15 protein-coding genes are annotated in these 23,751 nt (G+C 53.6%); 3 read left to right on the top strand and 12 right to left on the bottom strand.

Annotated elements, in window-relative coordinates:
* Positions 1-36: 36 nt before the first annotated feature.
* The 8 genes from NB640_RS09430 to NB640_RS09465 all read right to left on the bottom strand — a co-directional run bounded on the left by NB640_RS09430 (position 37) and on the right by NB640_RS09465 (position 13,242).
* Positions 37-453 (bottom strand): rubrerythrin family protein, encoded by a 417-nt coding sequence (locus NB640_RS09430; RefSeq protein ID WP_269308457.1) that lies wholly within the window; start codon positions 451-453, stop codon positions 37-39.
* Between the two features lie 98 nt (positions 454-551).
* Positions 552-2,717, bottom strand: a complete 2,166-nt coding sequence (locus NB640_RS09435; RefSeq protein WP_269308458.1) for an EAL domain-containing protein — start codon at positions 2,715-2,717, stop codon at positions 552-554.
* A gap of 10 nt (positions 2,718-2,727) precedes the next feature.
* Positions 2,728-4,830, bottom strand: a complete 2,103-nt coding sequence (locus NB640_RS09440; RefSeq protein WP_269308459.1) for an HDOD domain-containing protein — start codon at positions 4,828-4,830, stop codon at positions 2,728-2,730.
* Between the two features lie 226 nt (positions 4,831-5,056).
* On the bottom strand, positions 5,057-6,319 hold the full coding sequence (gene rho / locus NB640_RS09445) for a transcription termination factor Rho (protein WP_269308460.1): 1,263 nt from the start codon (positions 6,317-6,319) through the stop codon (positions 5,057-5,059).
* Between the two features lie 144 nt (positions 6,320-6,463).
* Positions 6,464-6,790 (bottom strand): thioredoxin TrxA, encoded by a 327-nt coding sequence (gene trxA / locus NB640_RS09450; protein ID WP_269308461.1) that lies wholly within the window; start codon positions 6,788-6,790, stop codon positions 6,464-6,466.
* A 322-nt stretch (positions 6,791-7,112) separates the two neighbouring features.
* The gene (locus NB640_RS09455; protein WP_269308462.1) at positions 7,113-8,690 is read right to left on the bottom strand and encodes an efflux transporter outer membrane subunit; all 1,578 of its coding nucleotides are present in this window, start codon (positions 8,688-8,690) and stop codon (positions 7,113-7,115) included.
* On the bottom strand, positions 8,687-11,965 hold the full coding sequence (locus NB640_RS09460) for an efflux RND transporter permease subunit (protein ID WP_269308463.1): 3,279 nt from the start codon (positions 11,963-11,965) through the stop codon (positions 8,687-8,689). The genes NB640_RS09455 and NB640_RS09460 overlap by 4 nt, the downstream gene beginning before the upstream one ends.
* A gap of 11 nt (positions 11,966-11,976) precedes the next feature.
* Positions 11,977-13,242 carry an efflux RND transporter periplasmic adaptor subunit gene (locus NB640_RS09465; RefSeq protein WP_269308464.1) on the bottom strand — a complete coding sequence of 422 codons (1,266 nt, stop codon included), beginning with the start codon at positions 13,240-13,242 and terminating at the stop codon, positions 11,977-11,979.
* A gap of 178 nt (positions 13,243-13,420) precedes the next feature.
* Here NB640_RS09465 and NB640_RS09470 point away from each other — a divergent pair, with 178 nt between their 5' ends.
* The gene (locus NB640_RS09470; protein ID WP_269308465.1) at positions 13,421-14,068 is read left to right on the top strand and encodes a TetR family transcriptional regulator; all 648 of its coding nucleotides are present in this window, start codon (positions 13,421-13,423) and stop codon (positions 14,066-14,068) included.
* A 481-nt stretch (positions 14,069-14,549) separates the two neighbouring features.
* On the opposite strand, the gene NB640_RS09475 is transcribed toward NB640_RS09470, so the two are convergent.
* Positions 14,550-17,114, bottom strand: a complete 2,565-nt coding sequence (locus NB640_RS09475) for a cation-translocating P-type ATPase (protein WP_269308466.1) — start codon at positions 17,112-17,114, stop codon at positions 14,550-14,552.
* A gap of 292 nt (positions 17,115-17,406) precedes the next feature.
* The gene (tal, locus tag NB640_RS09480) at positions 17,407-18,348 is read right to left on the bottom strand and encodes a transaldolase (protein ID WP_269308467.1); all 942 of its coding nucleotides are present in this window, start codon (positions 18,346-18,348) and stop codon (positions 17,407-17,409) included.
* A 468-nt stretch (positions 18,349-18,816) separates the two neighbouring features.
* Between tal and NB640_RS09485 the strand changes: the two genes are divergently transcribed.
* Complete coding sequence (locus NB640_RS09485; RefSeq protein ID WP_269308468.1) at positions 18,817-20,913, top strand: DUF1254 domain-containing protein; 2,097 nt, start codon at positions 18,817-18,819, stop codon at positions 20,911-20,913.
* 82 nt (positions 20,914-20,995) lie between these two features.
* On the opposite strand, the gene pgi is transcribed toward NB640_RS09485, so the two are convergent.
* Together pgi and NB640_RS09495 are read right to left on the bottom strand one after the other, a co-directional pair.
* Positions 20,996-22,639 carry a glucose-6-phosphate isomerase gene (pgi, locus tag NB640_RS09490; protein ID WP_269308469.1) on the bottom strand — a complete coding sequence of 548 codons (1,644 nt, stop codon included), beginning with the start codon at positions 22,637-22,639 and terminating at the stop codon, positions 20,996-20,998.
* A gap of 184 nt (positions 22,640-22,823) precedes the next feature.
* Positions 22,824-23,246 carry a DUF4240 domain-containing protein gene (locus tag NB640_RS09495; protein WP_269308470.1) on the bottom strand — a complete coding sequence of 141 codons (423 nt, stop codon included), beginning with the start codon at positions 23,244-23,246 and terminating at the stop codon, positions 22,824-22,826.
* A 73-nt stretch (positions 23,247-23,319) separates the two neighbouring features.
* Here NB640_RS09495 and NB640_RS09500 point away from each other — a divergent pair, with 73 nt between their 5' ends.
* Positions 23,320-23,655: a hypothetical protein gene (locus NB640_RS09500; protein ID WP_269308471.1), complete on the top strand. Its 336-nt coding sequence runs from the start codon at positions 23,320-23,322 to the stop codon at positions 23,653-23,655.
* Positions 23,656-23,751: the final 96 nt, after the last annotated feature.

The following is a 23,751-nucleotide window of genomic DNA, read 5'->3' on the forward strand; positions in this document are numbered from 1 at the left end:
CCAGCAGGTGCAATAGTGCCTGCTGGCGTTTCTATTTTAATCCAGCAGGGTATTCAAGGCTTTCTGGAACTGGTTGGCGTGAGAGCGCTCTGCCTTGGCAAGCGTTTCAAACCAGATAGCGATTTCTTCAAAGCCCTCGTCACGGGCGATTTCCGCCATGCGGGGATACATGTCGTGATATTCGGTTGTTTCACCGGCAATGGCTGACTGGATATTCAAGCGGGTACGGGTCATGGGATTGCCCGATACCGGATCCTTCCTCAGGAATTCGAGGTGGCCCAGGGCATGGCCCCGTTCACCGGCAGCACTGGAAGAAAACAGCATGGCGACATCGTTGTGTCCTTCAATATTCGCACGGCTGGCAAAATACTCGTAACGCATGGCGGTCTGTGATTCCACGCTGAATGCTCTTTTCAGATTTTCTTCTGTTTGTGTTCCTTTGAGATCTTTCATTTTTTTTCTCCTGGTTTGTCGGATGAAGGACAGTCCGGCAGCCTGTTTTTCATGTGCTTATTGTAAAACATCCGACGGGAAAGAAAAGCGCCGTCTGATCAGCCTGATTGCTGGACGGATTCTCCGGCCAGAATGGAAATAATGTTCTGAATAGGCATGGGACGATGATAAAGGTGCCCCTGCATGATATGGCATCCCCAGTTTTTCAGGTAGGCGGCCTGTATTTCCGTTTCAACACCTTCGGCAATCAGCTTCATGCCTAATCCCTTGGCAATGGAAATAATGGCTAAAATAACGGGAAATTCGCTCATGTCGTGGTGTATCTCGCTCACAAAAGAACGGTCGATCTTGATGGTCTGGATGGGAAATTTTCGCAGATAGGCCAGTGAGGAGTAACCAATGCCAAAATCATCAATGGCGATGTCCACACCCAGATGATTCAAACGGCCAAGCAGCTCGATGGCCTGATGCGGATTGCGGATACTGATATTTTCCGTGATTTCCACACCAATCATGCCATCCTGTATCCGGTAATGTGAAAAGACGTCCTTCATTTTATCAATACAGTCTTCGCGATCCAGGTACTGGGGCGACATGTTGACAGAAACAGGAACCAGTTTGCACCCGGCCACCCGGGCGGCCAGTATGTCGCGGCAGACTGATCCGAGCATCCAGTCGGTGTAAGGCGCAATGAGTCCGATTTCTTCTGCATAGGGGAGAAATTCGCCTGCAGAAAGCAGTCCCCGTTCGGGGTGGTTCCAGCGCATCAGGGCTTCTGCGCCGATGATTTCGCCTGTTGCGATATCCACCTGTGGCTGATAGTACATTTCAAGCTGGTTACGATCCAGGGCGCGCCGCATCTCCTGTTCAAGGCTGATTTTGGCATGCGAGCTGCGAATCATGCTGTCTTCGTAAAAGCAGAAATCATTTTTGCTTTTGATCTTGACCTGGTACATGGCGATATCCGCATTGGCGATCAATTCTACCGCTGAGAGACCGTGCTCGGGATATGTGGCAATGCCGATGCTTGCCGTAATCTGGACATTTTCCTCATTATCGAGCGAAAACGGTTGTTGTATGGTATCCAGGCATTGTGTGGCAATGGTCTGTATACGGCCCGCATCTTTCAGGCCGGGCAGGGCAATCAGGAATTCATCGCTGCCCAGACGTGAAACGATGTCACCCGTTCTGACCAGTTCTTTGAGTCGCATACCCGCCTGCTGCAGCAGCAGATCGCCGCTCAAATGCCCCATGGTGTCATTGATGAGCTTGAAACGGTCAAGGTCAACAAAAAGAATCGTCATGCCGCCATTGGCTTCACGCAGGCGCTGCAGTTCGGTGTCAATCTGCTGGGTAAGCAGCGTGCGGTTTGGCAGGCCGGTCAGGAGATCGTAGTTCTTGTGATAGGAAATGATTTCTGCTGCCCGTTTTTTTTCCGAGAGGTCCCGTGCGATGATGTAGGCACTGCCGGTTTTTTCCATTGAATCCGGATTGGCCGGATTAAATGTCATATTCATGATCGTCAGTGAAAAAGGGTAGCTTTCCTTTTCTGCTTCGGATTTCAGGGACAGCTCGATATGACGGGTGGATTTGTATTTACTGCTGAAAAGTGCCTGTGCGCGGTTCAGGTCATCATTGCTGATCAGGGTGGAATAGGGTTTGCCGATCAACTCGCTAGGGGGATATCCCAAAATAGTGGTGACGCGCTGGTTGATGTAGGTGATTGTGCCATCATGGCTGATCGTGAAAATAATATCCGGTGCATTATCCACCAGATTACGATACATTTTTTCAGAGCATTCCAGTTGCCATGCCATTTGCTGGTGCCGGGATTCCAGGGCGCGCGCATCCAGTACATTCTTGATCGAAGAAAGCAGTTCTTCCGTAGAGGAAGGCTTGCGCAGGTAACTGAAAGCTCCTCTTTTAAGGGCTTCAATCGGTGCATTGATATCAGTGCTCTCTGACAGGACGATGGTGTGAGTGTCATATCCCTGTTTTTTGATAAAGTCCATGACGTCAAGGCCACTCATGTCAGGCAGACTGATCTCAAGCAGGAGCAGGTCGATTGTTTCCGTACGCAGGGTGTGTAGTGCTGTTTTTCCATCTTGTGCCTTGAAAAGGCGAATATCGTAATCACCCAGGAGGAAAATGAGGTCTTTCAGCGCATGGATCTGATTGTCTACAACAAGAATATGGGGCGTCGTAAGATTATTTTGCGCCAGTGAAGATAAGACAGTGATGGGAGGGGAGGCCTCAGACGTCATTGTTCTTGTTTTATATTTTTGGGGTCAAAGGAGCATACGCTGGAATCAGGATATCAAATATTGTGCCGTTTATGTCGGAATGTGAGCCGATTAATGCATGAATCTGGTTTAAGAGACTGTAAACGATGCCCATATCCTGTTCTTCCTGCTGTTTTTTTAACGCAGCGTTTTGAAGCGGATGACGCCCCTTTGTCCGCTGTACAGGCATCCCGCTTTCCCTGTAACCCACTTTCAGGGCGTAATAGAGGGTGCCGTCGCGCTCCTTATGGCCTTCGTATGTGATGATGATTTCACCGTCATCCTTTATGGCAATGACAGCATTGCGCAACAGGTTGACCAGGATTTGCTTTAACAGATTGTCCGGCGCCCGGACCAGGCTGGTTTTCCCGGCATCAGGACGGTGTTCGGTAATGATGACGGCAGGATGGGCATCGCGAAACTGCTGGATGACCCCGGGAACCAGTGTTGCCAGATCGGTTACCGCCGTTTCTCCGGATGGCGCAACCATGTCATGGATAATCTGTTCAAGACGGGTGATCTCTTCTTTTAAAACCGTTGTGGCATTTTGCTGGGAGCCCTGCTTTTCCAGTTTCTGGTTCAGCACATGCAGATAGTTTCTGACAATGGCAACCGGGCTGTCCGCTTCTCTGGATGAGGCCCGTGAGAGATGCCGGTATTTTTCCTCCACCAGCATGACTTCCTGCTGAATGTGCTTTTTCGTTTCCTGCAGGCGATGCCAGGCAAGAATGAATTGTTCCACAAAGTTTTTGATCAGCCACTTCTGCTGTTTGAGTGTATCCAGTTGTTCGTGGCTCAGGCTGCCGAAAAGCACGCCGAGTGAGCGGCTGGCATCCGAAACGGGAATCATGACCCAATGGGTATCGCCGATCAAAAGGGCCAGATTTTTTTCAGCGGCCATGGTCAGTTCATCAATCGATGAGATAAAGGCAGGTTGGCGGTTGGTTGCTGTTTCGCGCAGGACGCTGCTGTCGTGTGCCGGCACGCTGATGCCCAGCAGTTTATGTGACGGGGTATCCGTTGCCACGCAGGAATATTTGTCTTCAGCCGGGCTGTGCCAGAAGAGCAGGGCATGGTTCAGCTTGAGGATATTGCAGGCTGCGAGAATAGCGGCATTTTGCAGATGTGTCTGCGATGTCTGCCGGATGAAGAAACGGCCGAATTCTGCGGAATTCAACAGGCTCAGGATTTCCTGGTTCATGTCTGCCTGATCTGCCAGCGGGGGCAGGCTTGCCGGCTCTTCCGGAACCGGTTCAATGTCGGAAATATCAATGCCAAGATAGTCAGCGGATTTCTGGACGTGTTCGCGGACATTACTCATGATTTCCAGTGCGGTGGACAATTCCAGCCCATAGCGTGCTGCCAGCGCTTCAATCATGGGGTTTTCTTCATCACAATAGGCGAGCTGGTTTGCCAGATGAACAACACGTACCAGGGTGGGCGCATCGGTGATCCGGTCAAAGGGCTCATGATGAAGCTCAATACTTTCTGCAATGGCGGGATCCAGCTTCCAGTAACGAACCAGCCAGGCGCCAGCCATGGCGTGAGTCAGCCCGAGTGAGTGCGATTCCTGGATGCACAGGGCTTCGTCATCCCGCCGGTAAAAAAGCGAGGCATATTTTTCCGGGGCGACTGTCATGAGCGCCAGCCGGCCGATATCATGCATAAGGCCTGCCAGATAGGCATTGTCATCATGGTCGTATCCCATGTGTTTCGCTGCATTGTAGGCAATCATGGCGGTTGTCAGCGAATGATGCCAGAAGGCGCGAAGATCGAGACGGACATTACGGGAAAGGCCGCGGAAATTCTGGAAAATGGATTCGTTGATGACGAGCATGCGAACCATGTCGGTGCCCATGGCGATCAGGCCGGTTTCCAGCCTGACATGGGGGCCGGTATGAATGTAAGCTGAGCTGTTGGCTACACTCAGTATTTTTTGCGCCATGGTGGGCTCCTGCCAGATCAGTTTGGCAAGTTCGGTAATACTGGCGCGGTCATCCTGACACAGGGAAAGCAGCTTGACCAGGACCTGCGAGATAGTGGGCAGGCGGGTTGCTGACAGTTTATTCAGAATATGATGCTCGATTACGGACATATGCTTTTAAAAGCGGCAGGCCAAGGCCTGATTAATGGTTTTTCCGGTTTGCCAGTTTTACGTATCCGGTAAGGATAACGTATTTTTTTGCCAAGTGTTGCGTTTCAGCAACAAAGAATTTTATGATTGTTTTCAGGAACGGTATTTCCATTCCTGAAAATATCATCACGGCCGGCTAAAGCTTAGCCGGCCGTGAGTGTGCCAAAAAGTGGTAATTCAGGCAATATTATCCGCCGCGCCGCATCATGTCAAAGAAGTCTGCGTTGGTTTTAGTGGAACGCATTTTGTCGAGAATGAACTCCATCGCCTCGATTTCATCCATATCGTAGAGCAGCTTTCTTAAAATCCAGATCTTCTGGAGGATTTCCGGCTTGATGAGCAACTCTTCGCGGCGGGTACCGGATTTGTTGAGATTGATGGAAGGGTAGACGCGTTTTTCAGCCAGCCGCCTTTCCAGGTGAACCTCCATATTGCCGGTGCCCTTGAATTCTTCATAAATCACATCGTCCATGCGGCTGCCGGTTTCAACAAGTGCCGTGGCGATGATGGTCAGTGAGCCGCCTTCTTCAATATTGCGTGCCGCGCCAAAGAAACGTTTGGGACGCTGCAGGGCGTTGGCATCCACACCACCGGTCAGTACCTTGCCTGATGCCGGCGCAACCGTATTGTATGCACGGGCTAAACGGGTGATGGAGTCTAAAAGGATCACCACATCTTTTTTCATCTCAACCAACCGCTTGGCTTTTTCAAGCACCATTTCCGCTACCTGGACATGGCGGGTTGCCGGTTCGTCAAAGGTGGATGCGACCACTTCGCCGCGAACCGAACGCTGCATTTCTGTCACTTCTTCCGGGCGCTCATCAATCAGGAGAACAAAGAGGATGACTTCGGGGTGGTTATCCGTGATGGCATGCGCCAGGTGCTGCAGCATGACGGTTTTCCCCGATTTGGGAGAAGCCACCAGCAGGCCGCGCTGGCCTTTGCCGATCGGTGCAATCATGTCGATGATCCGGCCGGTGATATTTTCATTGGCATGCATCTCTCTTTCGAGATGAAGCGGTTCATCCGGGTGCAGCGGTGTCAGGTTTTCAAAGAGAATCTTGTTTTTGGAGGCTTCCGGCGGCGCGCCATTGACCTTGTCCACTTTCACCAGGGCAAAGTAGCGTTCCCCATCTTTTGGGGTTCTGACTTCGCCTTCGATAGAGTCCCCGGTATGAAGATTAAAGCGGCGGATCTGGGAAGGAGAGATATAAATATCGTCGGTGGAAGCCATGTAACTGGCGTCAGGGGAACGGAGAAAGCCGAAGCCGTCCGGCAGGACTTCCAGGGCGCCGTCTCCATAGACCTGTTCGCCTGCCTTGGCCCGTTTTTTCATGATGGCAAACATGAGTTCCTGTTTGCGCATACGGGCGGCATTGTCGATTTCGAGGCTGCTGGCCATGTCGACCAGTTGGGAAACATGGAGGGACTTGAGTTCAGATAGATGCATAATGTCGTTAATAAAAAGCGTGTCACCAGGATCTGGTGTGTATAAACAAGGTGTGAATAACAGGTAAGGTTGTCTGTGGGAGGCCGTACGGCCAGATGATGAACCCGTCAAGGGAGTGGCGGCACGATGTGTGCCGCCGGCTTCTTACAGATTACTGTCGATAAATTCTTTTAATTGTCCTTTGGAAAGCGCACCGACTTTCTGTGCGGCCAGTTGTCCGTTTTTGAAAAGAATCAGGGTGGGGATGCCTCTGACACCAAATTTGGATGCAATTTGCTGATCCTTGTCGACATCCATTTTGGCTACCGTGATTTTTCCACCGTATTCTGCAGCGACTTCATCCAGGATCGGCGCAATCATCTTGCACGGGCCACACCAGGCAGCCCAAAAGTCAACCAGAACAGGTTTGTCGGATTTTAACACGTCTGCTTCAAATGACGCATCGCTGGTATTGATAATATTATTTGCCATGATTTCCTCGGAATGAGAAGGAAACGCGCCGGACAGGAAAAATCCCTGTCCGTTTCAAAGAGGCACCGCCTTGCCGACTGGTACCGACCCTGCCGGATAGCCTTGTATGAATGTTGTTTAATATCATGCGGCTGTGCTTAACTATTCAGATGATACATCGAATTTGCCTAAAAATGTATGCTGTTTGCCTGTTGAATACATAAAAGAAGTGAAAATTGTTGCAAATATGGCATACACACACTCATGCTACGTGTTTTTCGGAGTGAAAAAATGAGAATGCACAAATTATCGCGATATTTTTCTTTGTTGGCTGCGACACTCCCTAGCCGTTTTCTCCGTTTTTTTCCACAGCGGGCACTGACGGCGTTTCAGCAGATTTAACGGTTTCTTCTGCCGCTTTTGCTTCGACAGGCGGCTCTACCTCAGCAGCAGGTTTCACTTCAGTGGCAGGCGGCATTGCTTTTGCTTCAGCAAGGGGTTCGACCGGCACGGTAGCCTGTTGCAGTCCTCCGCCTAAAGAGCGATAGAGATCGACCGTGTTGATGAGGCGGTCAAGACGTGCCTGTACCAGTGTCTGCTCCGCGGCAAAATGCTGTCTTTCCGCATCCAGTACATCGAGTGAACTGGCAATGCCATTGTCATAGCGGGCGCGGGAAAGCATGAGGCGTTCCGATTCTGCGGTCAGCACGGCGGCCTGCGCAGTAACCTGCTCATTGAAAAGCCCCCTGGCTATCAGGGCATCTGCTACTTCGCGGAAGGCTACCTGGATGGTTTTTTCATACTCGGTTATGGCGATATTCTTGCGGGCTTCTGCCAGATCAAGGTTGGCAATGTTTCTGCCGGCATCAAAGATCGGCAGGAGAATCTGCGGTGTGAAAGTCCATGCGCTGGAGCCGGCATCAAAAAGTCCGGAGAGGGTATTGCTTGCCGTACCGCCAAATGCGGTCAGGGTGATTCGCGGGAAAAAAGCTGCCCGTGCCGCGCCGATGTTGGCGTTGGCTGATCTCAACTGGTTTTCATACTGGCGAATATCCGGGCGGTTTGCCAGCAGGTCAGATGGCAGCCCTGCCGGAATTTCCATGAGGATTTCATTGTCGGAAAAGTCTTTTTGCGCGGGCAGATTATCGATTTTCTTTCCGCCGATCAGGACGGTCAGCGCATTTTCCATCTGGGCTCGCTGCCGTTCGAGTGTGACGACAGATACGCGGGCATTGTGCATGAGGGTTTCATACTGCCGGAGTTCCAGTGCGGATGAGGCACCGACTTCAAAGCGTTTTTCCGTCAGCTCGTAAGTGCTTTTGTATGCCTTATAGGATTTTTGTGCCAGATCACGCTGTTTGGCAAGTGCTCTTTCCGTCAGATAGGTTTTACAGACCTCGGATACCAGGCTGATGTGTGCACTGCGCTGGGCTTCTTCCGTCGCGAAGTACTGGTAGAGCGCGGCGTCGGAAAGGCTTTTTACCCGGCCAAAGAAATCAATCTCAAAGGCGGCCAGCCCGAGCCCGACCTGATAATTGCCGGTGTTGGCATAGCCCGGTGTACCGGCAATGGAACCCGGTGTCTTGGAGCGCTGGGCCTGACCTTCCGCATTGATATTGGGCAGGCGCTCGGACCATTGAATGTTGTATTGCGCCCTGGCTTCTTCGATACGAAGGGTGGCTACCCGCAGGTCGCGGTTATTTTCAATGGCCGCTGCGATCAATACCTGCAGGCGGGGGTCCCGGACAAATTCCGCCCAGCCTATTTCAGGCGCGGGAATCGTGCCTTCGGCTACCGCGGCGTGTTCCGGCCAGGTACCTTCTACAGGCGCCTCAGGCCGCTCGTAAGTCGGCGCCATGCTGCAGCTGGTCAACATACCGGCAGCCATCAGGGCAAATGCACATTTTCTGAGCCTTGTCATTCTTTGTTTTCCTTGTCATTCCTGTTGTTGTCAGTTTCATCGGGATGGCCTGTATTAGTGGGCAGATCCTCTTCAGCCTCACTGATATCCCGAGCCAGACCCGGCGCCAGCTCCCAGGGTTGCTTGCGAACGTCCTTTGAGCCTTCCTGTGTATGATGGCTGGCGTACATCTTGCGCTGGCGTTCGCTGCCCGAAAAGATGCTGCGGACCACCAGGAAAAAGATCGGAACCAGATAAACCGCCAGCACGGTTGCCGTAATCATACCGCACATGACACCGGTGCCAATGGCCTGCTGGGCGCCTGAGCCGGCACCGCGTGCAACGACCAGAGGAACCACGCCCAGGATAAACGCCATGGATGTCATGATAATCGGGCGAAAGCGAAGACGGCAGGCTTCCAGTATTGAGCGTACCAGGCTTTTACCCTGTGCCTGCAGGTCTTTCGCAAACTCCACGATCAGAATCGCATTTTTGGCGGAAAGGCCGATAGTTGCGATCAACCCCACCTTGAAGTAGACGTCATTGGGCATGCCGCGCAGCAATACGCCTGACAGCGCGCCGATAACACCAAGCGGCACCACCAGTATGACCGAAAGGGGAATCGTCGTGCTTTCATACAAAGCCGCAAGGCAGAGGAAAACAGCCAAAAGCGACAGGGCGAAAAGCATGGGCGCCTGGTTGCCGGAGACTTTTTCTTCGAGTGACTGACCGGTCCACTCAAAACCAAAACCGCGCGGGAGCTGACGAGTCAGGTTTTCCATTTCCGCCATGGCATCACCTGTGCTCATACCCTCTGCCGGTTCGCCCTCAATCCTTACCGCCGGATAGCCGTTGTAACGGATCAACTGTATTGGCCCTTTGGTCCATTCACTGCTTGAAAAGGCCGAGAAGGGTACCATGGTGCCATCCCTGTTTTTGGCGAAAATCTTGCTGATATCTTCCGGCTTGCCGCGTTTGGTGGCATCCAACTGGACAATGACGCGCTGCTGCCGGCCGAAACTTTCAAAGTCATTCACATAATCCGAACCCATTGCAACAGAAAGGGCGGCATTGATATCGGCAAATGTTATTCCCAGGGCATTGGCTTTATCCCGGTCAATATTGAGCTTGAGCTGGGCGGTATTTTCCATGGCCATGGGGCGGACATTTTTCAATACCTTGCTTTGCCTGGCCATTACCAACAGCTGGTCACGGGCATTGATCAGTGCTTCATTGCCCATGCCGGCACGATCCTGCAGGCGGAAAGCAAAGCCGGTGGATGTGCCGAGCTCGCGAATCGGCGGCGGATTGATCGGGAAGGCAACGGCATCACGGAATTGCGAAAACTTTGCATAGGCCCGCCGGACAATGGCCTGGGCGCTGTTATCCGAATCTCTTTCTCCCCAGTCTTTCAGGGTGACGAAACCCAGACCGCCGTTCTGCCCTCTTCCGGAGAAGGAAGAGCCCGTTACCAGTACGGTATGGTCAATGCCGGGTTCGGTAAAGAAGTGATCCTGGATTTCCTTCAAGACTTCTCCGGTCCTGGCGGCGGTGGCGCCACCCGGCAACTGAAGATTGACGTAGATGTAACCCTGGTCTTCGTCAGGGAGGAAGGACGTTGGCAGTTTCCAGTACATCCAGGCACAGCAGGCGCAAATGGCAAAATAGATCACCATATAACGTCCGGCACGCCCGAACATCTTGGCAACCTGGCGCTCGTAGGTCAGTGTTGTGCTGTGGAATTTCCGGTTGAACCAGCCTAAAAATCCCTTGCTGCTGGCGTGATGTCCCGCCTCAACCGGTTTCAGGATCGTGGCACAAAGTGCCGGCGTGAGGGAGAGGGCAAGGAAAGCCGAGAAGGCAATGGAAGCGATCATTGACAGCGAAAACTGCATGTAAATCTTGCCTACCGCGCCGCCAAAGAACGCCATTGGTACGAATACGGCCATGAGAACGAGGGTAATACCGATAATGGCGCCCTGGATCTGGCCCATTGCCTTGAAAGTGGCATCCCGCGGGGAGAGGCCTTCTTCTGACATGATCCGCTCGACGTTTTCCACCACCACGATCGCGTCATCAATGAGGATACCGATGGAAAGCACCATGCCGAACATGGTGAGCATGTTGATGGAAAATCCCAGGGCCTTCATCACGGCAAAGGTGCCCAACAGGGCAATGGGGACGACAATGGTGGGAATGATCGTGTAGCGGATGTTCTGCAGGAAAAGGTACATGACCAGGAAAACCAGGAAAACCCCCTCAAACAGGGTTTTGACCACTTCCTTGATGGAGACGACAACGAAACGGGAAGTATCGTTCTGGATACTGTATTCCACACCCGAAGGGAAATACTCATAGAGTTCGGCCATTTTTGCCCTGATGGCGGACATGGTCGCGATACTGTTGGCATCCGCTGTCGGCATGATGCCGAAGCCACTCATGGGTGTGCCGTCCAGGTGGGCAAAGGGTTCATATCGCTGGGCACCGAGTTCTACCCGGCCGACATCCTTGATACGGACGGTTGAGCCATCCGGATTGGCGCGAAGAATAATGTTTTCAAATTCTTCCGGCGTCTGCAACTGGCCATGTACCGTAATGTTGGCGTAGATAGGTTCTTTCCCTGTGTTGGGCATGCCGGCCAGCTGTCCTGAGGTTACTACCGCATTCTGGGCCTTGACGGCCGCACTGACGTCTTCGGGAGTCAGGTTAAGTCCGGTGAGTTTGACCGGGTCCAGCCAGACACGCATGGCTTTTTCAGAACCAAAAATAGTGACGTCACCGACACCGGGAATCCGCTTGATGTCATTGATGACATTGCGTGCCACAAAGTCGCCAAGTTCAAACTGGCTGAGTCGGCCATCGGTGGACGTGACGGCGATAACCGCCAGGTAGTTGCTTCGGGCCTTGTTGGTAATGACGCCCTGCTGCATGACCTGCGTGGGCAGGCGGGATTCGACCCGCTTGATCCGGTTCTGGACATCAACAGCGGCCAGTTCCACGTCGGTCTCATTGGTAAAGGAAAGCGTGATCTTGGCTTCACCGGTACTCTGGCTTTCCGACTCCATATACATGAGGCCGGTAGCGCCATTCATCTCTTCTTCAATCAGCTGGGTGACGCTGTCTTCGACCACTTTTGCTGTCGCGCCAGGGTAGCTCGTCGAGACAGTGACTTGTGGCGGTGCCACGTTCGGGTATTGGGAAATCGGCAGAGTGAGAATGGACAGGATGCCGCCCAGAATAATAAAGATTGCAAGAACCCAGGCAAAAACAGGGCGGTCAATAAAGAACCTTGCCATTCAGATGCTCCCTATTCCTTTGGCGCCCCGGCCGGTGAGGCCGTTGCCTGATCAGGTGGAGCCGTTTTTGCGGTTTCGGCATTATCCGGTTGGGTGGCGGCTTTTTCTGCCTCGGCTGTGGTATCCGTTGCTGGAGCCGGTTTGACTTCCTTTGTCCATACAACCGGTGAGACAGGGGAGCCTGGACGAACTTTCTGCACCCCTTCAACGATCACTTTATCGCCCACGTTCAGGCCGTCGAGTACGACCCATTTTTCCTGGTAGGAAGCACCGGTCTGAACCCGCCGGATTTCAGCCACATTATCCTTGTTAATGACAAAGACCGTTGAGCCTTCCGTGGAACGCTGCACTGCCTGTTTGGGAACGGTAATGGCATTTTCGTTGATTGCCTGCTCAAGCTGTCCGCGGACATACATGCCGGGCAACAGGATGCCATCCGGATTCGGGAAAAGCGCCCGGATGGAGATTTCGCCGGTGGACGGGTCAACCGTGATATCGGAAAAGAGCAGTTTGCCCGGATGGAGGTATGGGGTACCGTCTTCCATGATCAGGGTGACTTTCAGGCCGTCTTCGGAAGCGCCTTTCAGAACGCCTTTTCGCATGGCCTGCTGCAGTTGGAGGAGTTCGGCGCTGGATTGGGTCAGGTTGAGGTAAATCGGGTCAATCTGCTGGATAACCGCCAAAAGCGTCACCTCACCCTGGCCGACCAGCGCGCCTTCCGTAACAATGGAACGACCAATCCGCCCGGAAATGGGGGCAAGAACCGTGGCGTATTCCAGATCCAGCTTGGCATTGATCAGCGAGGCTTTTGCGGAAGCGACATCTGCTGCAGCCTGTTTCTGGGCTGCCAGGGCATCGTCATATTCCTGCTTGCTCACCGCGCTGATTTCTACCAGCGGGATATACCGCTTGTATTTGAGGTCTGCCTGCATGAAGTTGGCTTCGGCTCGTGCCAGTGCCGCTCTGGCATTCTGTACGGAAGCCTCATAGCTGCGGGGGTCGATGATGAAAAGCTTTTCTCCCTGTTTGACATCGGCGCCTTCTTCAAAGAGCCGTTTTTCCAGCACACCGGCGACACGGGCCCTGACATCGGAATTCCGGAAGGATTCCAGGCGGCCGGACAATTCGTTGATGACAGCAACCTGTTCTGTCTGGATGACAATATAAGCCGCTTCAGGTGCCTGTTGCACCTGTTGGGCCTGGTCTTTGCATCCGGAGAGCAGAAAAAGAGAAAAAACGAGGGTGCTGAAAAACGTGAATCGGAAAAATGATCTCATGGATTTTGGCAGAAGGATTTTTTTCGACAGTGTACCGTGTTATTAAGGGAAAAACGATAGTGGAAAGTAGGCTTTACAAAATGGGATGGATGAGTGCGGTAATTTAACATACAATCATGTATGTATGTTGCTTTTTATGTAACCAGAACTCAAGGCACCCAAAGAAGACAGGGAGAAGATGACGCGCGCTGCCAGAAAAAAAACACAGGAAACGCGGGACAGGCTGTTGGATGCCGCCGAGCGGGTTTTCAATGAAAAGGGTGTTTCCAATACCACATTAAATGATATTGCCGAGGCGGCCGGGGTTACCCGCGGTGCGATTTACTGGCACTTTCGTAACAAGGTGGATCTTTTTAATGCCATGATTGACCGGGTTCGCTTGCCGATCAGGGCCATGATCGAGGAGATTGCCGATGAAAAGACGGAAGATCCTTTGGGACGTTTGCGGGAAAAGTCCATTTTCCTGATGCGGGAAATCCTGGAAAACGACCACTACCGCAAGGTCATGACGATCCTTTTCCACAAATGTGAATATACGGACAGTGCCAGTGAGTTTCTCGAATACTTCCAGGACTGGACGACCCGTGCGCGTGGCACGCTGGTGCGGGTTTTGACCAATGCCCGGGAGAAAAAGCAGCTTCCCCAAGATATCGATATTGATCTGGCAGGGCTGACATTGCATGTGGCCTTCAACGGCCTGTTGAACAGCTGGCTGTTAATGCCGGAGAGCTTTGATCTGCTGACCGATTCCAGCCGTGTTTTTGAGGCGGTGTTTTCGATGTTGCGGCATAGTCCGCATATGCGGGTGGTAGGGGAGAGGCCGTAGTTACGCGACGGCATGGCGCGTTTGTCCTTCGCTTGTATTTGAGTCTACGATCAAACTAGTTCTCTATTTATCTTCATAAGGTGGGTGGCTGACCCACAGCAGGTTACTTTTTTGTCTTGCCACAAAAGAAGTAACCAAAAAAAGGCACCGCAGCACCTTGCCCCTTCGGGGTACCCGAAACTGCTCGTCGCGACAGGGGCGGCAGCCGGAACTCGCTGCGCTCAGACAGCCGTCTGCCTGCTCCAGTCGCTCCTCACAGTTCCGGCTACGGTGCAATCGCGGATTTCTGAAGAAGTGACACCGCGTTGCGGTGTGAGGATGCCCCCACTGCGCAGACGGCATGGCAGCGAAGCTGCCTTGAAAAGGCAGGGATAGCCTGGTGTTGTAGCGAGTGCTGAGCCTGTGGCGCAGCGCACGGGGCCTGTGGCTTGGCAAGAGTGGAATGTGTCGCCCCTTGCTGCAGCGGTGTATTAGGCAGGGCTTATGTCCGGCGGTAGCGGAAAAAGGGCAGGCAGGATAAAAGCGACGTTACGGCAGCCGTTGCTGCCACGGTCAGGATCACCTGGGCCAGGCTGACGTTGCCAAAATGGAAGAGTTCGCGAACAGCCGGAACAAAAAGTCCAATTCCCAATACGCCCACGGTCAGGCCTAACACCCACCACAGTGCCCGGTTGGGCTGCAGTATGGCCAGGTGAACGGGTTTGACCCAGGAGCGATTGGCGGCAATCAGCCAGATATCCCCGGTAATCATGGCGGTGAAAGTCAGGGCGCGGGCTTCGTCCGTCGTGAATCCGAGTGACATGGCGATCCAGTAAACGCCCAGTATCCAGGTCAAGAGCGCGACGCCCTGTTTGACGCCAAGCCAGAGTATGCGGCGGTCAAAAATCCGCTCACGCGGTGGGCGCGGCGGGCGGTTCATGACATCGGGTTCTTCTGTTTCTCCTTCAAATACAATGGAACAGGTCGGGTCCATCATGAGCTCGAAAAAGACGATGTGAATGGGCAAGAGCACGAGCGGCCATCCCAGCATGACAGGAAAAAGTGACATCCCGGCAATCGGGATATGTGCCGCAATAACAAAGACAACGGCTTTGCGGATGTTGTCAAAAATCCGGCGGCCCAGGCGTACCGCTGTCACGATGGAGGAAAAATCATCGTCCAACAGCACCAGTGCGGAAGATTCGCGGGCGACATCGGTTCCTCTTTCGCCCATGGCGATACCGATATGGGCCGCTTTCAGCGCGGGTGCATCATTGACGCCATCGCCAGTCATGGCGACGATTTCCCCATTATTTTTGAGGGCATTGACCAAGAGCAGCTTCTGCTCGGGGGTTGCGCGGCAAAACACATTGGCATGCCGGATGTTTTCCTGCCGCTCATGAGAGGGCATGTCTTCCAGTTCAGTGCAGTTGATGATGCGCCCGCCGGCATCCAGCCCGGCATCGTCAGCAATCCGTCGCGCCGTGGTGGGATAGTCTCCCGTAATCATGACCACCCGGATACCGGCATTGAGACATTCCCTGACAGCTGACGGTACGGTGGGCCTTAACGGATCGGCCAGGGCAACGAGGCCCAGGTATTCAAAAATGAAATCATGCTGGTCTGACGGCAGGTCGGTGATCTGGAACTGGGCCCTGGCCACGGCCAGGATGCGCAGGCCCTGGGCCGCCAGATAGTCCGTCTGACGGCGGATGGCGCTGGCGGTGTCATCATCCAGGTGGCACAGGTCGATAATGGCTTCCGGCGCGCCCTTGGCGGCAATGACATACTGCTGCCGGTCGGGCGAGCCCCATACGCGGGACATGGCAAGGAGCTCACGTGAGAGGGGATATTCTTCAATCAGCATCCAGCTGTCGTGGATGTGCTCTGTTCCTGCCAGGACGGTATTTCCCGTTTCCTGGATGGCTTTTTCCATCGGATCGAAGGGATCACGCTGGGATGAGAGCATGGCAAATTCAAGGACTTCATGGAAAACTTCCGGATAGTTGTCCGGGATGAAGGCTTCAGGCGTATCAAAGGGGTAGATTTCATTTTCCGCCATGACCCTGGATACCAGCATGCGGTTTTCCGTGAGCGTGCCTGTTTTGTCCACGCAGAGGACGGTTGCGGCACCCAGCATTTCAATGGCGGGAATGCGGCGGGTAAGCACATGGCTTTTTGACATGCGCCAGGCGCCAAGCCCGAGAAAAATAACAAGGACCAGGGGAAATTCTGCCGGCATGATGCCCATGGCCAGTGTCAGTCCTGCCAGTATGCCGTTAAGCCAGTCGCTCCGTGTCAGCCCGTACCAGACAATGAGGACAGAGACGACGATTGCACTGCCAATCGCAATGGTTCTGACGGCCTGGCGGGTTTCTGCCTGCACCCGGCTGGGCTCATCCTTTTCTGTTGCCAGCGCTTTGCCGATATGCCCGAGTGCGGTGTGTTCGCCAATGGCAGCCACGCGGGCCCAGCCTTTTCCCTGTACGATCAGGGTGCCGGAAAAGAGCCAGGGATGATCGTCCCCACCGGGTACTGGTGGCGAGTCCGGTTCGGTTCCGGCTATCGGCACCAGTTTTCTGACCGGCACGGATTCACCGGTCAACAGCGACTCATCGGCAGACAGGTTCTGGGCATCCACCACAAAGGCGTCTGCCGGCACCCTGTCACCTTCTGTCAGATAGATCAGGTCACCCCGGACAACGTCGCGTCCGGCAATCCGGCGATGTTCGCCATCACGCATGACCAGCGCCCTGGGGCTGGTCAGGTCTCTCAAGGCTTCCAGTGTCCGTTCGCTTTTTCGCTCCTGGAAAAAACTCATGCCGACAATGACACAGACCGACACTAACAGGATGATGGCGTCCTGCCTGCTGCCGATCAAAAGGTAAACGATACCGCAGGTCATGAGCAGAAGAAACATCGGCTCGGTAACCACATCCCAGGCGATGGCATAAAGCGGACGCGGCCTGGCCGAAGGCAGCTCGTTAAAGCCTTCTGCTTTCAGGCGGCTTTCTGCTTCAGCATGGGTGAGGCCGGTGAGCAGGGGATTGTCGTGTACGGGTTTCACGTTATGCCCTGGCAGTAAGCGGTTCCATTATTCCTGGCGTATCCATCCGGTCTTTCAATAACAGGACAGGGCCGGAAACGTCCGACCCTGTTATTAGGGCGTGTTAACACGAAACAGCCTGCTGCAAAGCCGTTATGTCCCACATGGCGGTGTTGCCTCGAAAAATCTGAATTTGACGTAGGTTGACACCGCCTGCATCCAGATTTTCCGATGCGCCTTGCCCTTTGAAACAAAACGACTTTTCGCGAACGGCGGTCTAGTGTTAACACGCCCTAACGGAAAAGTCTTGCCGTTATTTTTGGCGGAGTTCAGCGATCATCTGCTCCAGCTTCAGGGTATCGGCGCAGAATAGCCGGATGCCTTCCGAGAGTTTTTCGGTTCCCATGGCATCTTCATTGAGCATGAAGCGGAAGGTTTTTTCGTCGACTGTTATTTTTTCGACCGGATCGGCGCTGGCGGTATCAGGGGAGAGCTTGCGGGCTACCGGGGCGTCCGATTCAGAGAGTTTCTGAAGCAATTCCGGGCTGATGGTCAACAGATCGCAGCCTGCCAGTTCGGTGATCTGTGAAGTATTGCGAAAGCTCGCTCCCATGACTTCGGTCTTGTAATCGAATTTGCGGTAGTAGTTATAGATGCGTTTGACAGACTGTACACCCGGATCATCTGCACCGGTGTATTCATTGCCGGTTGATTTTTTGTACCAGTCATAAATCCGTCCGACAAAGGGCGAGATGAGCTGGACACCCGCATCGGCACAGGCTATTGCCTGCGATAGGGAAAAGAGCAGGGTCATGTTGCATCGGATGCCTTCTTTTTCGAGTACCTTGGCGGCTTCAATGCCTTCCCAGGTGGACGCGATCTTGATCAGTACCCGTTCGCGGGAGACACCGGCGGCTTCGTAAAGGGCAATCAGGTCGCGTCCTTTACTGATGCTGCCAGCCGTATCAAAGGACAGGCGTGCATCGGTTTCGGTGGATACCCGGCCCGGCACGATATTGAGAATTTCGCAGCCGAAAGCCACCAGCAGGCGGTCAATGATTTCTTCCGTGGATTTTTCCCTGTTGTCGCGTACCGCCTTTTCCAGAAGGGAGTGATAGGTGTCTTTCTGGACAGCCTTGACGATCAGTGAGGGGTTGGTCGTGGAATCCTGCGGGGTATAACTGCGAATGGACTGAAAATCGCCGGTATCGGCCACGACGGTGGTGTATTGCCTGAGCTGTTCGAGTTGATTCATATATTTCCCTTCGCAAAATCAGCGTGCCAGGAAGGCAGCGTTATTCAGCATCCTTCATCCGGTAAGAAACTCAGACAGGCATAACCGCTTTTTTTCTGGCGAAAGCGCTGCCATGTCGAAACGATCAATACCCGTCGCTTTTTTTGTATGAAGATGAGGGATGTGCTACACCTGAATTGTAGCAATTCTGGTTCGGATATGGCAGAAACCGCTGATAAATGTCTTAAAATCTGCCTGTAAGCATGAGGTAAATACACTTTTTGTAAAAAAAGCCTTTGCTTTTGTTGTTTATAAGTAATATTCTGTAGCAGTCTCAAGCATTTTTTGGGCAGTTTTTTTCTGTTCACATAAAAAAATGGCGGAAACCGGTGTTTCCCCGTTTTTCGAGTGATTTTGCCCGAGGGGGTGACGCCTCTTTTGGCAGGGTTATCGTGTTGAACTTTTTTTTACCGGATAAAAGTCAAGACCATGAAAGCACTCAAATTTCTTATCGGCTTAACGGCAGCCCTGTTACTGGTGTCATGTGACCAGAAAAAGGATATCCCTGATGCGGAAGTAACCGCTGTTGCCAAGGAGGCCTATATCTACGGCTACCCGATGGTGAAAAATTACAAGGAAATGTATGCTTCCGCCATTGATACGCAAAGCCCCGAATACAAAAAACCGCTTAATGAACTTTACATGGCGGCCCGTGTGGATACACCGGCTGACCAGGTGAAGGAAACGGCCAGCAACGATACCCCGTATGGCAGCGTGTGGCTCGACTTAAGACGTGAGCCGCTTGTGCTGACGGTACCGGCAGTGGAAGACAGCCGTTACTACTCGGTCCAGTTTACCGATCTGTATGCCTATAATTTTGACTACGTCGGTACGCGTATCGGTGGCAACAAGGGGGGTAAATTCCTCATTGCCGGTCCGGACTGGAAAGGGGAGAAGCCGGAAGGCATTGACCGTGTTATCCAGTCGGATACCCAGTTTGCCTATGGCCTTGTCCGTATCCAACTGCTGAATCCGGAAGATATGCCTACTGTGGCAAAGATCCAGGATGCCTTTGCACTGGTTCCGCTTTCCCAGTTCAGCGGTGCCGCAGCACCTGCCGAGGTGGCGCCGGTGAATTTCCCTGCGTACAGTGATGAAAAAGTGATTACGCCTGAATTTTTCTCTTACCTGAATTTCGTGATGCAGTTTGCCAAAGCACAGGTAGATGAAGCTGAACTCATGAAGCGCTTCGACAAGATCGGTGTGGGTGCCGGCAAATCCTTCTCTATGGAAGGCATGGGGGAAAATGAGAAAAAAGCCCTTCAGTCAGGAATTGATGGCGCTATTGCTGATCTGGATGCGGCGGTGAAAGGCGATCTGGTCAAGGGCGCCGACATGCATGGCACCCGGGCAGACCTGAAGAATAATTACCTGAACCGTGCCTATGGTGCGATGGTTGATCCATATGGAGCATCACCCCAGGAAATCCTTTCCATCAGCTACAAGCTGGATTCGGAATTCAAGGTGTTGAATGGCGCCAACCATTACACCATCCGCTTTGAAAAGGACAAGCTGCCGCCTGCCAATGCTTTCTGGTCACTGACCATGTATGAGCTGCCAGGCCAGCTGCTGGTGGATAACCCGGTCAAACGCTACACCGTTGACAGCACGATGGTTTCCAACATGGTAACCGACCCGGCCGATGGCAGTGTCACCATCTTCATCCAGAAGGATTCACCGGGCAGCGAGCCAATGCCAAAGGCTGCAGAGACGGCACCAAAAGCGGCTGATGCAGCGAAAACCGATACAGCGCCCAAAGCAACCAGCGCGGCACCTGCCGCAGCTGATGCGGCCAAGCCTCTCAAGATTGCTTCACCAGCACCAGCCGATGCCGGAAAAGTGACCGCTGCCGCACCGAAAGCGGCTGATACGGCCAAACCTGCGGTAAACAGTGCTGCAGAGAAAAAACCGGCTGCTGCCGATACTGCTGCCAAGCCAGCCGCTGATGCTGCCAGGAAACCGGCAGTGGCACAGCCTGTCGGAACGCTTTCAGCCAACTGGCTGCCGGCACCGGAAGGTGACTTCTACATGGTGATGCGTATTTACATCCCGAAAGAAGATGCCTTGAACGGTACCTGGAAAGAGCCTGCTGTGATGCGTTTCAATACGGAAGAAGTGCCTGCTGAAGGCGCAGCCGCACAACCGGCAGATGCAGCCAAGCCTGCTGATACCCCGGCGGCCGATGGCGCCAAACCGGCAGAAGCACAGCCATCCGGCACGGCACCAGCAGCGAAACCGGCAGATGCCAAGGCTGCCGCACCCGCAACGGCTCCGGCAGAAGCCGCGAAGCCAGTTGCCACCCAGCCAGCGGCTTCTTCAACGCCAGCCAAGCCTGCTGCAGCCGCAACAATGCCGGCAGCGACCGGAACCACGCCTGCTGCCGCGCCCGCCGCTACACCGGCGACCAAGCCGGCAGCAACGGCTCGGGCAGCAACAACCCAGCCGGCAGCGGCATCATCCGCTGCCAAACCGGCGGCAACGACAGGCGGCCAGTCCGGTACGGCACAGCCTGCCCCTAAACCCTGACGGCTTGCCAGTCAAAACAACAAGGGCACAGTTATCTGTGCCCTTTTTTATTCCCGAATGGAAAGGACTGGAAGGGCTGCCCCTAATTCAGGGCGGCCCTTGCCAGGCTGATTAACCCTGCTGTCGAACTGTCATGCGGGTGGGTGGCGTTGCCTTCCAGTTCTTCCTGGATGGTTTTTGCCAGTACCTTGCCCAGTTCAACACCCCACTGGTCAAAGGGGTTGACGTCCCAGATGGCGCCCTGCACGAAGGTTTTGTGCTCATAAAGGGCAACGAGTGCGCCCAGTGATTCGGGGCGCAGGATATTCATCAGGAGGGTATTGCTCGGGCGGTTGCCCGGGAAGGTGCGGTGCGGGATCTGGAATTCAATTTCGTCTTCCGCCATGTTCTGTGCCTGAAGATCAGCGCGCACCTCGTCTGCCGTCTTGCCCAGCATGAGGGCTTCAGACTGGGCAAAGCAATTGGCCAAAAGTGCTGCATGGTGGTGGGGCAGGGTATGCGAAGGCCTTAGGGCCGCGATGAAATCAATCGGGGTGATATCGGTACCCTGGTGCAGCAACTGGAAGTAGGCATGCTGGCCATTGGTGCCGACATTGCCCCAGACCACGGGGCTGGTGTGCCAGCTAACCGGGATGCCTGCCTTTGTTACGCGTTTGCCGTTGCTTTCCATTTCCAGCTGTTGCAGGTACGAGGGAAAGTAGGCCAGATCCTGCAGGTAGGGCGCAATGGAAACGGAAGGATAGTCCAGGAAATTGCGGTTCCAGATGCCGATGAGTGCGAGGATGACGGGCATGTTGTTTTCCAGGGCGGCATTTTTGAAGTGCACGTCCATGGCATAGGCGCCTGCCAGGAACTCGGCAAAATGGTCATAGCCGATGGCCAGCGCAACAGACAGCCCGATGGCCGACCAGACGGAGTAGCGTCCGCCGACCCAGTCCCAGAAGGGGAACATGTTGTCGGTGTGGATGCCGAAGGCGCTGACTGCCTCGGCATTGGTCGAAATGGCGACAAAGTGCCTGGGCAGGTCGGCCTCGGTTGCGCCTTGTAAAAACCAGTTGCGTGCCGTATTGGCGTTCAGCATGGTTTCCAGCGTGGTGAAGGTTTTTGAGGCGACGATAAAGAGACTGGTTTCCGGCCGGACCTGTTTCAGGACGGCATCCAGGTCATGGCCATCCACATTGGAGACAAAGTGCACACGAATATCATCACGGTGCCAGGGGCGCAGTGCCTGGCATACCATGTGCGGCCCCAGGTCTGATCCGCCGATGCCGATATTGATGACATCCGTCATGCGCTTGCCGGTATAGCCTGTCCATTCCCCGCTGTGTATGCGCCGGGTAAAAGCGGCCACCCGGTCAAGTACGGCGTGCACCTCGGGCATGACATTTTGTCCCTCAAAGCGGACGGTATCGCTTCGCGGGGCACGCAGGGCAGTGTGCAATACCGCACGGTGTTCCGTGTTGTTGAATATTTCTCCGGCAAACATGGCTTCGCGTTTTTCCTCGACACGGCATTCGCAGGCCAACTGCATCAGAAGGGAGAGGGTCTCGCTGTTTACGCGATTTTTTGAATAATCCAGGAAAAGCCCTGCTGCCGAGACGGAAAATGTGCCAAAGCGGTTGGCTTCTGCAGAAAAAAGGTCACGCATCTGCCAGGATGAGGCGGTTTGGGCGTGCTTTTCCAGTTTGCCAAAGGCGGGGAGGGTATTGAAAAGGGGGGAAGTCATGGCTGGGCTGGTCCATAAAAAGAAGAAATCAAGAGGGAACATTCAGCCCGGCTATTCGCGGACAGCAATTTAATGAGGGCTGAACCTAGCCGGGCTGATCCTTTCAGATGATGATAACAGAATCTGTCCGGCTCACCGGTGATATGCGACAAGTGCGTCGCGCGCCCGGATGGCGTGTCTTTTGTCAGATGAAATTTTCCCAGTCAAATCCGGCCTGTTCTGCTCGCCGGAGCAGGTGGGGGAGAACATTGGGAATATCCGCCATGGCATCTTCAAAACGGTCATATGCCCCGTATTTTTCATTATTTCTGAATGCGATGGCCGGTACGATTTCTTCCAGCCATTTCTGATGGATGGCTTCCATTTCTTCCAGATGGAAATCCTCGCCGTTAAAACCGATTGCCATCAGCATTTCACATTCGGCTTCACCGAAAGGGATGCTGTCCAGTTCTGCCAGTGAGTCCGGGTCTTTCAGTGCGTTCAACAGGACGTTTTCTCCGCGCGATATGACCCAGAGGGTGGAGTAAAGTGCGGTATCGTTGCTGACGTAACCGTTTATCACCTTACAGGCCATATCCAGCCAGATGGTTTCCCCTGCAGCTTCCATATAGGCGCCCTGTCCTGTTAACAAGGTGGTGCGAGCCGCAAGGCAGTATATGAAGGTGTAAAGGGGAAATAAAATGACAACACAGCTTTCCACGGAGACCCAGGGAGTGATTCAGTCCGCTGCTGTATTCAACATGCAGGCAGAACGGATCGGTGCCGGTCATGATGAGATTTATGATACAGCAGACGCTGTTGCCTATGAACAGGTGGGTCTTGGGGGTTACTGGGGGACAGAAGATGCGCCCAGACAGCCGGTTGTTTTTGTCGGTTTTCCCCGCAATTTCAGGAGCCGAGCAGATCATGCGGGAGAAATCCGGGTTCTGCCCGGTGAAACGGTAGCTGTCCGCTATGAGCAATCCCTGGGAGAATCCGTACCGTATGAAGAAATGGGATTGTCCCGTTTCCTGTAAAAAGCGCATAAAAAGGAAAAGCTGCCTGACTTCGGTCAGGCAGCTTTTTTTGTGTTTTATTTTTCCTTTTCTGTTCACCTGAATCCATCAGGCAGA

The organism is Oxalobacter vibrioformis (assembly GCF_027118995.1).
Lineage (GTDB): Bacteria > Pseudomonadota > Gammaproteobacteria > Burkholderiales > Burkholderiaceae_D > Oxalobacter > Oxalobacter vibrioformis.

Bases quoted from the DNA above. Each gene is read 5' to 3' on its own strand.
- NB640_RS09430 (WP_269308457.1), bottom strand. From the start codon at position 453: ATGAAAGATCTCAAAGGAACACAAACAGAAGAAAATCTGAAAAGAGCA.
- NB640_RS09435 (WP_269308458.1), bottom strand. From the start codon at position 2,717: ATGACGTCTGAGGCCTCCCCTCCCATCACTGTCTTATCTTCACTGGCG.
- NB640_RS09440 (WP_269308459.1), bottom strand. From the start codon at position 4,830: ATGTCCGTAATCGAGCATCATATTCTGAATAAACTGTCAGCAACCCGC.
- rho (WP_269308460.1), bottom strand. From the start codon at position 6,319: ATGCATCTATCTGAACTCAAGTCCCTCCATGTTTCCCAACTGGTCGAC.
- trxA (WP_269308461.1), bottom strand. From the start codon at position 6,790: ATGGCAAATAATATTATCAATACCAGCGATGCGTCATTTGAAGCAGAC.
- NB640_RS09455 (WP_269308462.1), bottom strand. From the start codon at position 8,690: ATGACAAGGCTCAGAAAATGTGCATTTGCCCTGATGGCTGCCGGTATG.
- NB640_RS09460 (WP_269308463.1), bottom strand. From the start codon at position 11,965: ATGGCAAGGTTCTTTATTGACCGCCCTGTTTTTGCCTGGGTTCTTGCA.
- NB640_RS09465 (WP_269308464.1), bottom strand. From the start codon at position 13,242: ATGAGATCATTTTTCCGATTCACGTTTTTCAGCACCCTCGTTTTTTCT.
- NB640_RS09470 (WP_269308465.1), top strand. From the start codon at position 13,421: ATGACGCGCGCTGCCAGAAAAAAAACACAGGAAACGCGGGACAGGCTG.
- tal (WP_269308467.1), bottom strand. From the start codon at position 18,348: ATGAATCAACTCGAACAGCTCAGGCAATACACCACCGTCGTGGCCGAT.
- NB640_RS09485 (WP_269308468.1), top strand. From the start codon at position 18,817: ATGAAAGCACTCAAATTTCTTATCGGCTTAACGGCAGCCCTGTTACTG.
- pgi (WP_269308469.1), bottom strand. From the start codon at position 22,639: ATGACTTCCCCCCTTTTCAATACCCTCCCCGCCTTTGGCAAACTGGAA.
- NB640_RS09495 (WP_269308470.1), bottom strand. From the start codon at position 23,246: ATGGAAGCTGCAGGGGAAACCATCTGGCTGGATATGGCCTGTAAGGTG.
- NB640_RS09500 (WP_269308471.1), top strand. From the start codon at position 23,320: ATGACAACACAGCTTTCCACGGAGACCCAGGGAGTGATTCAGTCCGCT.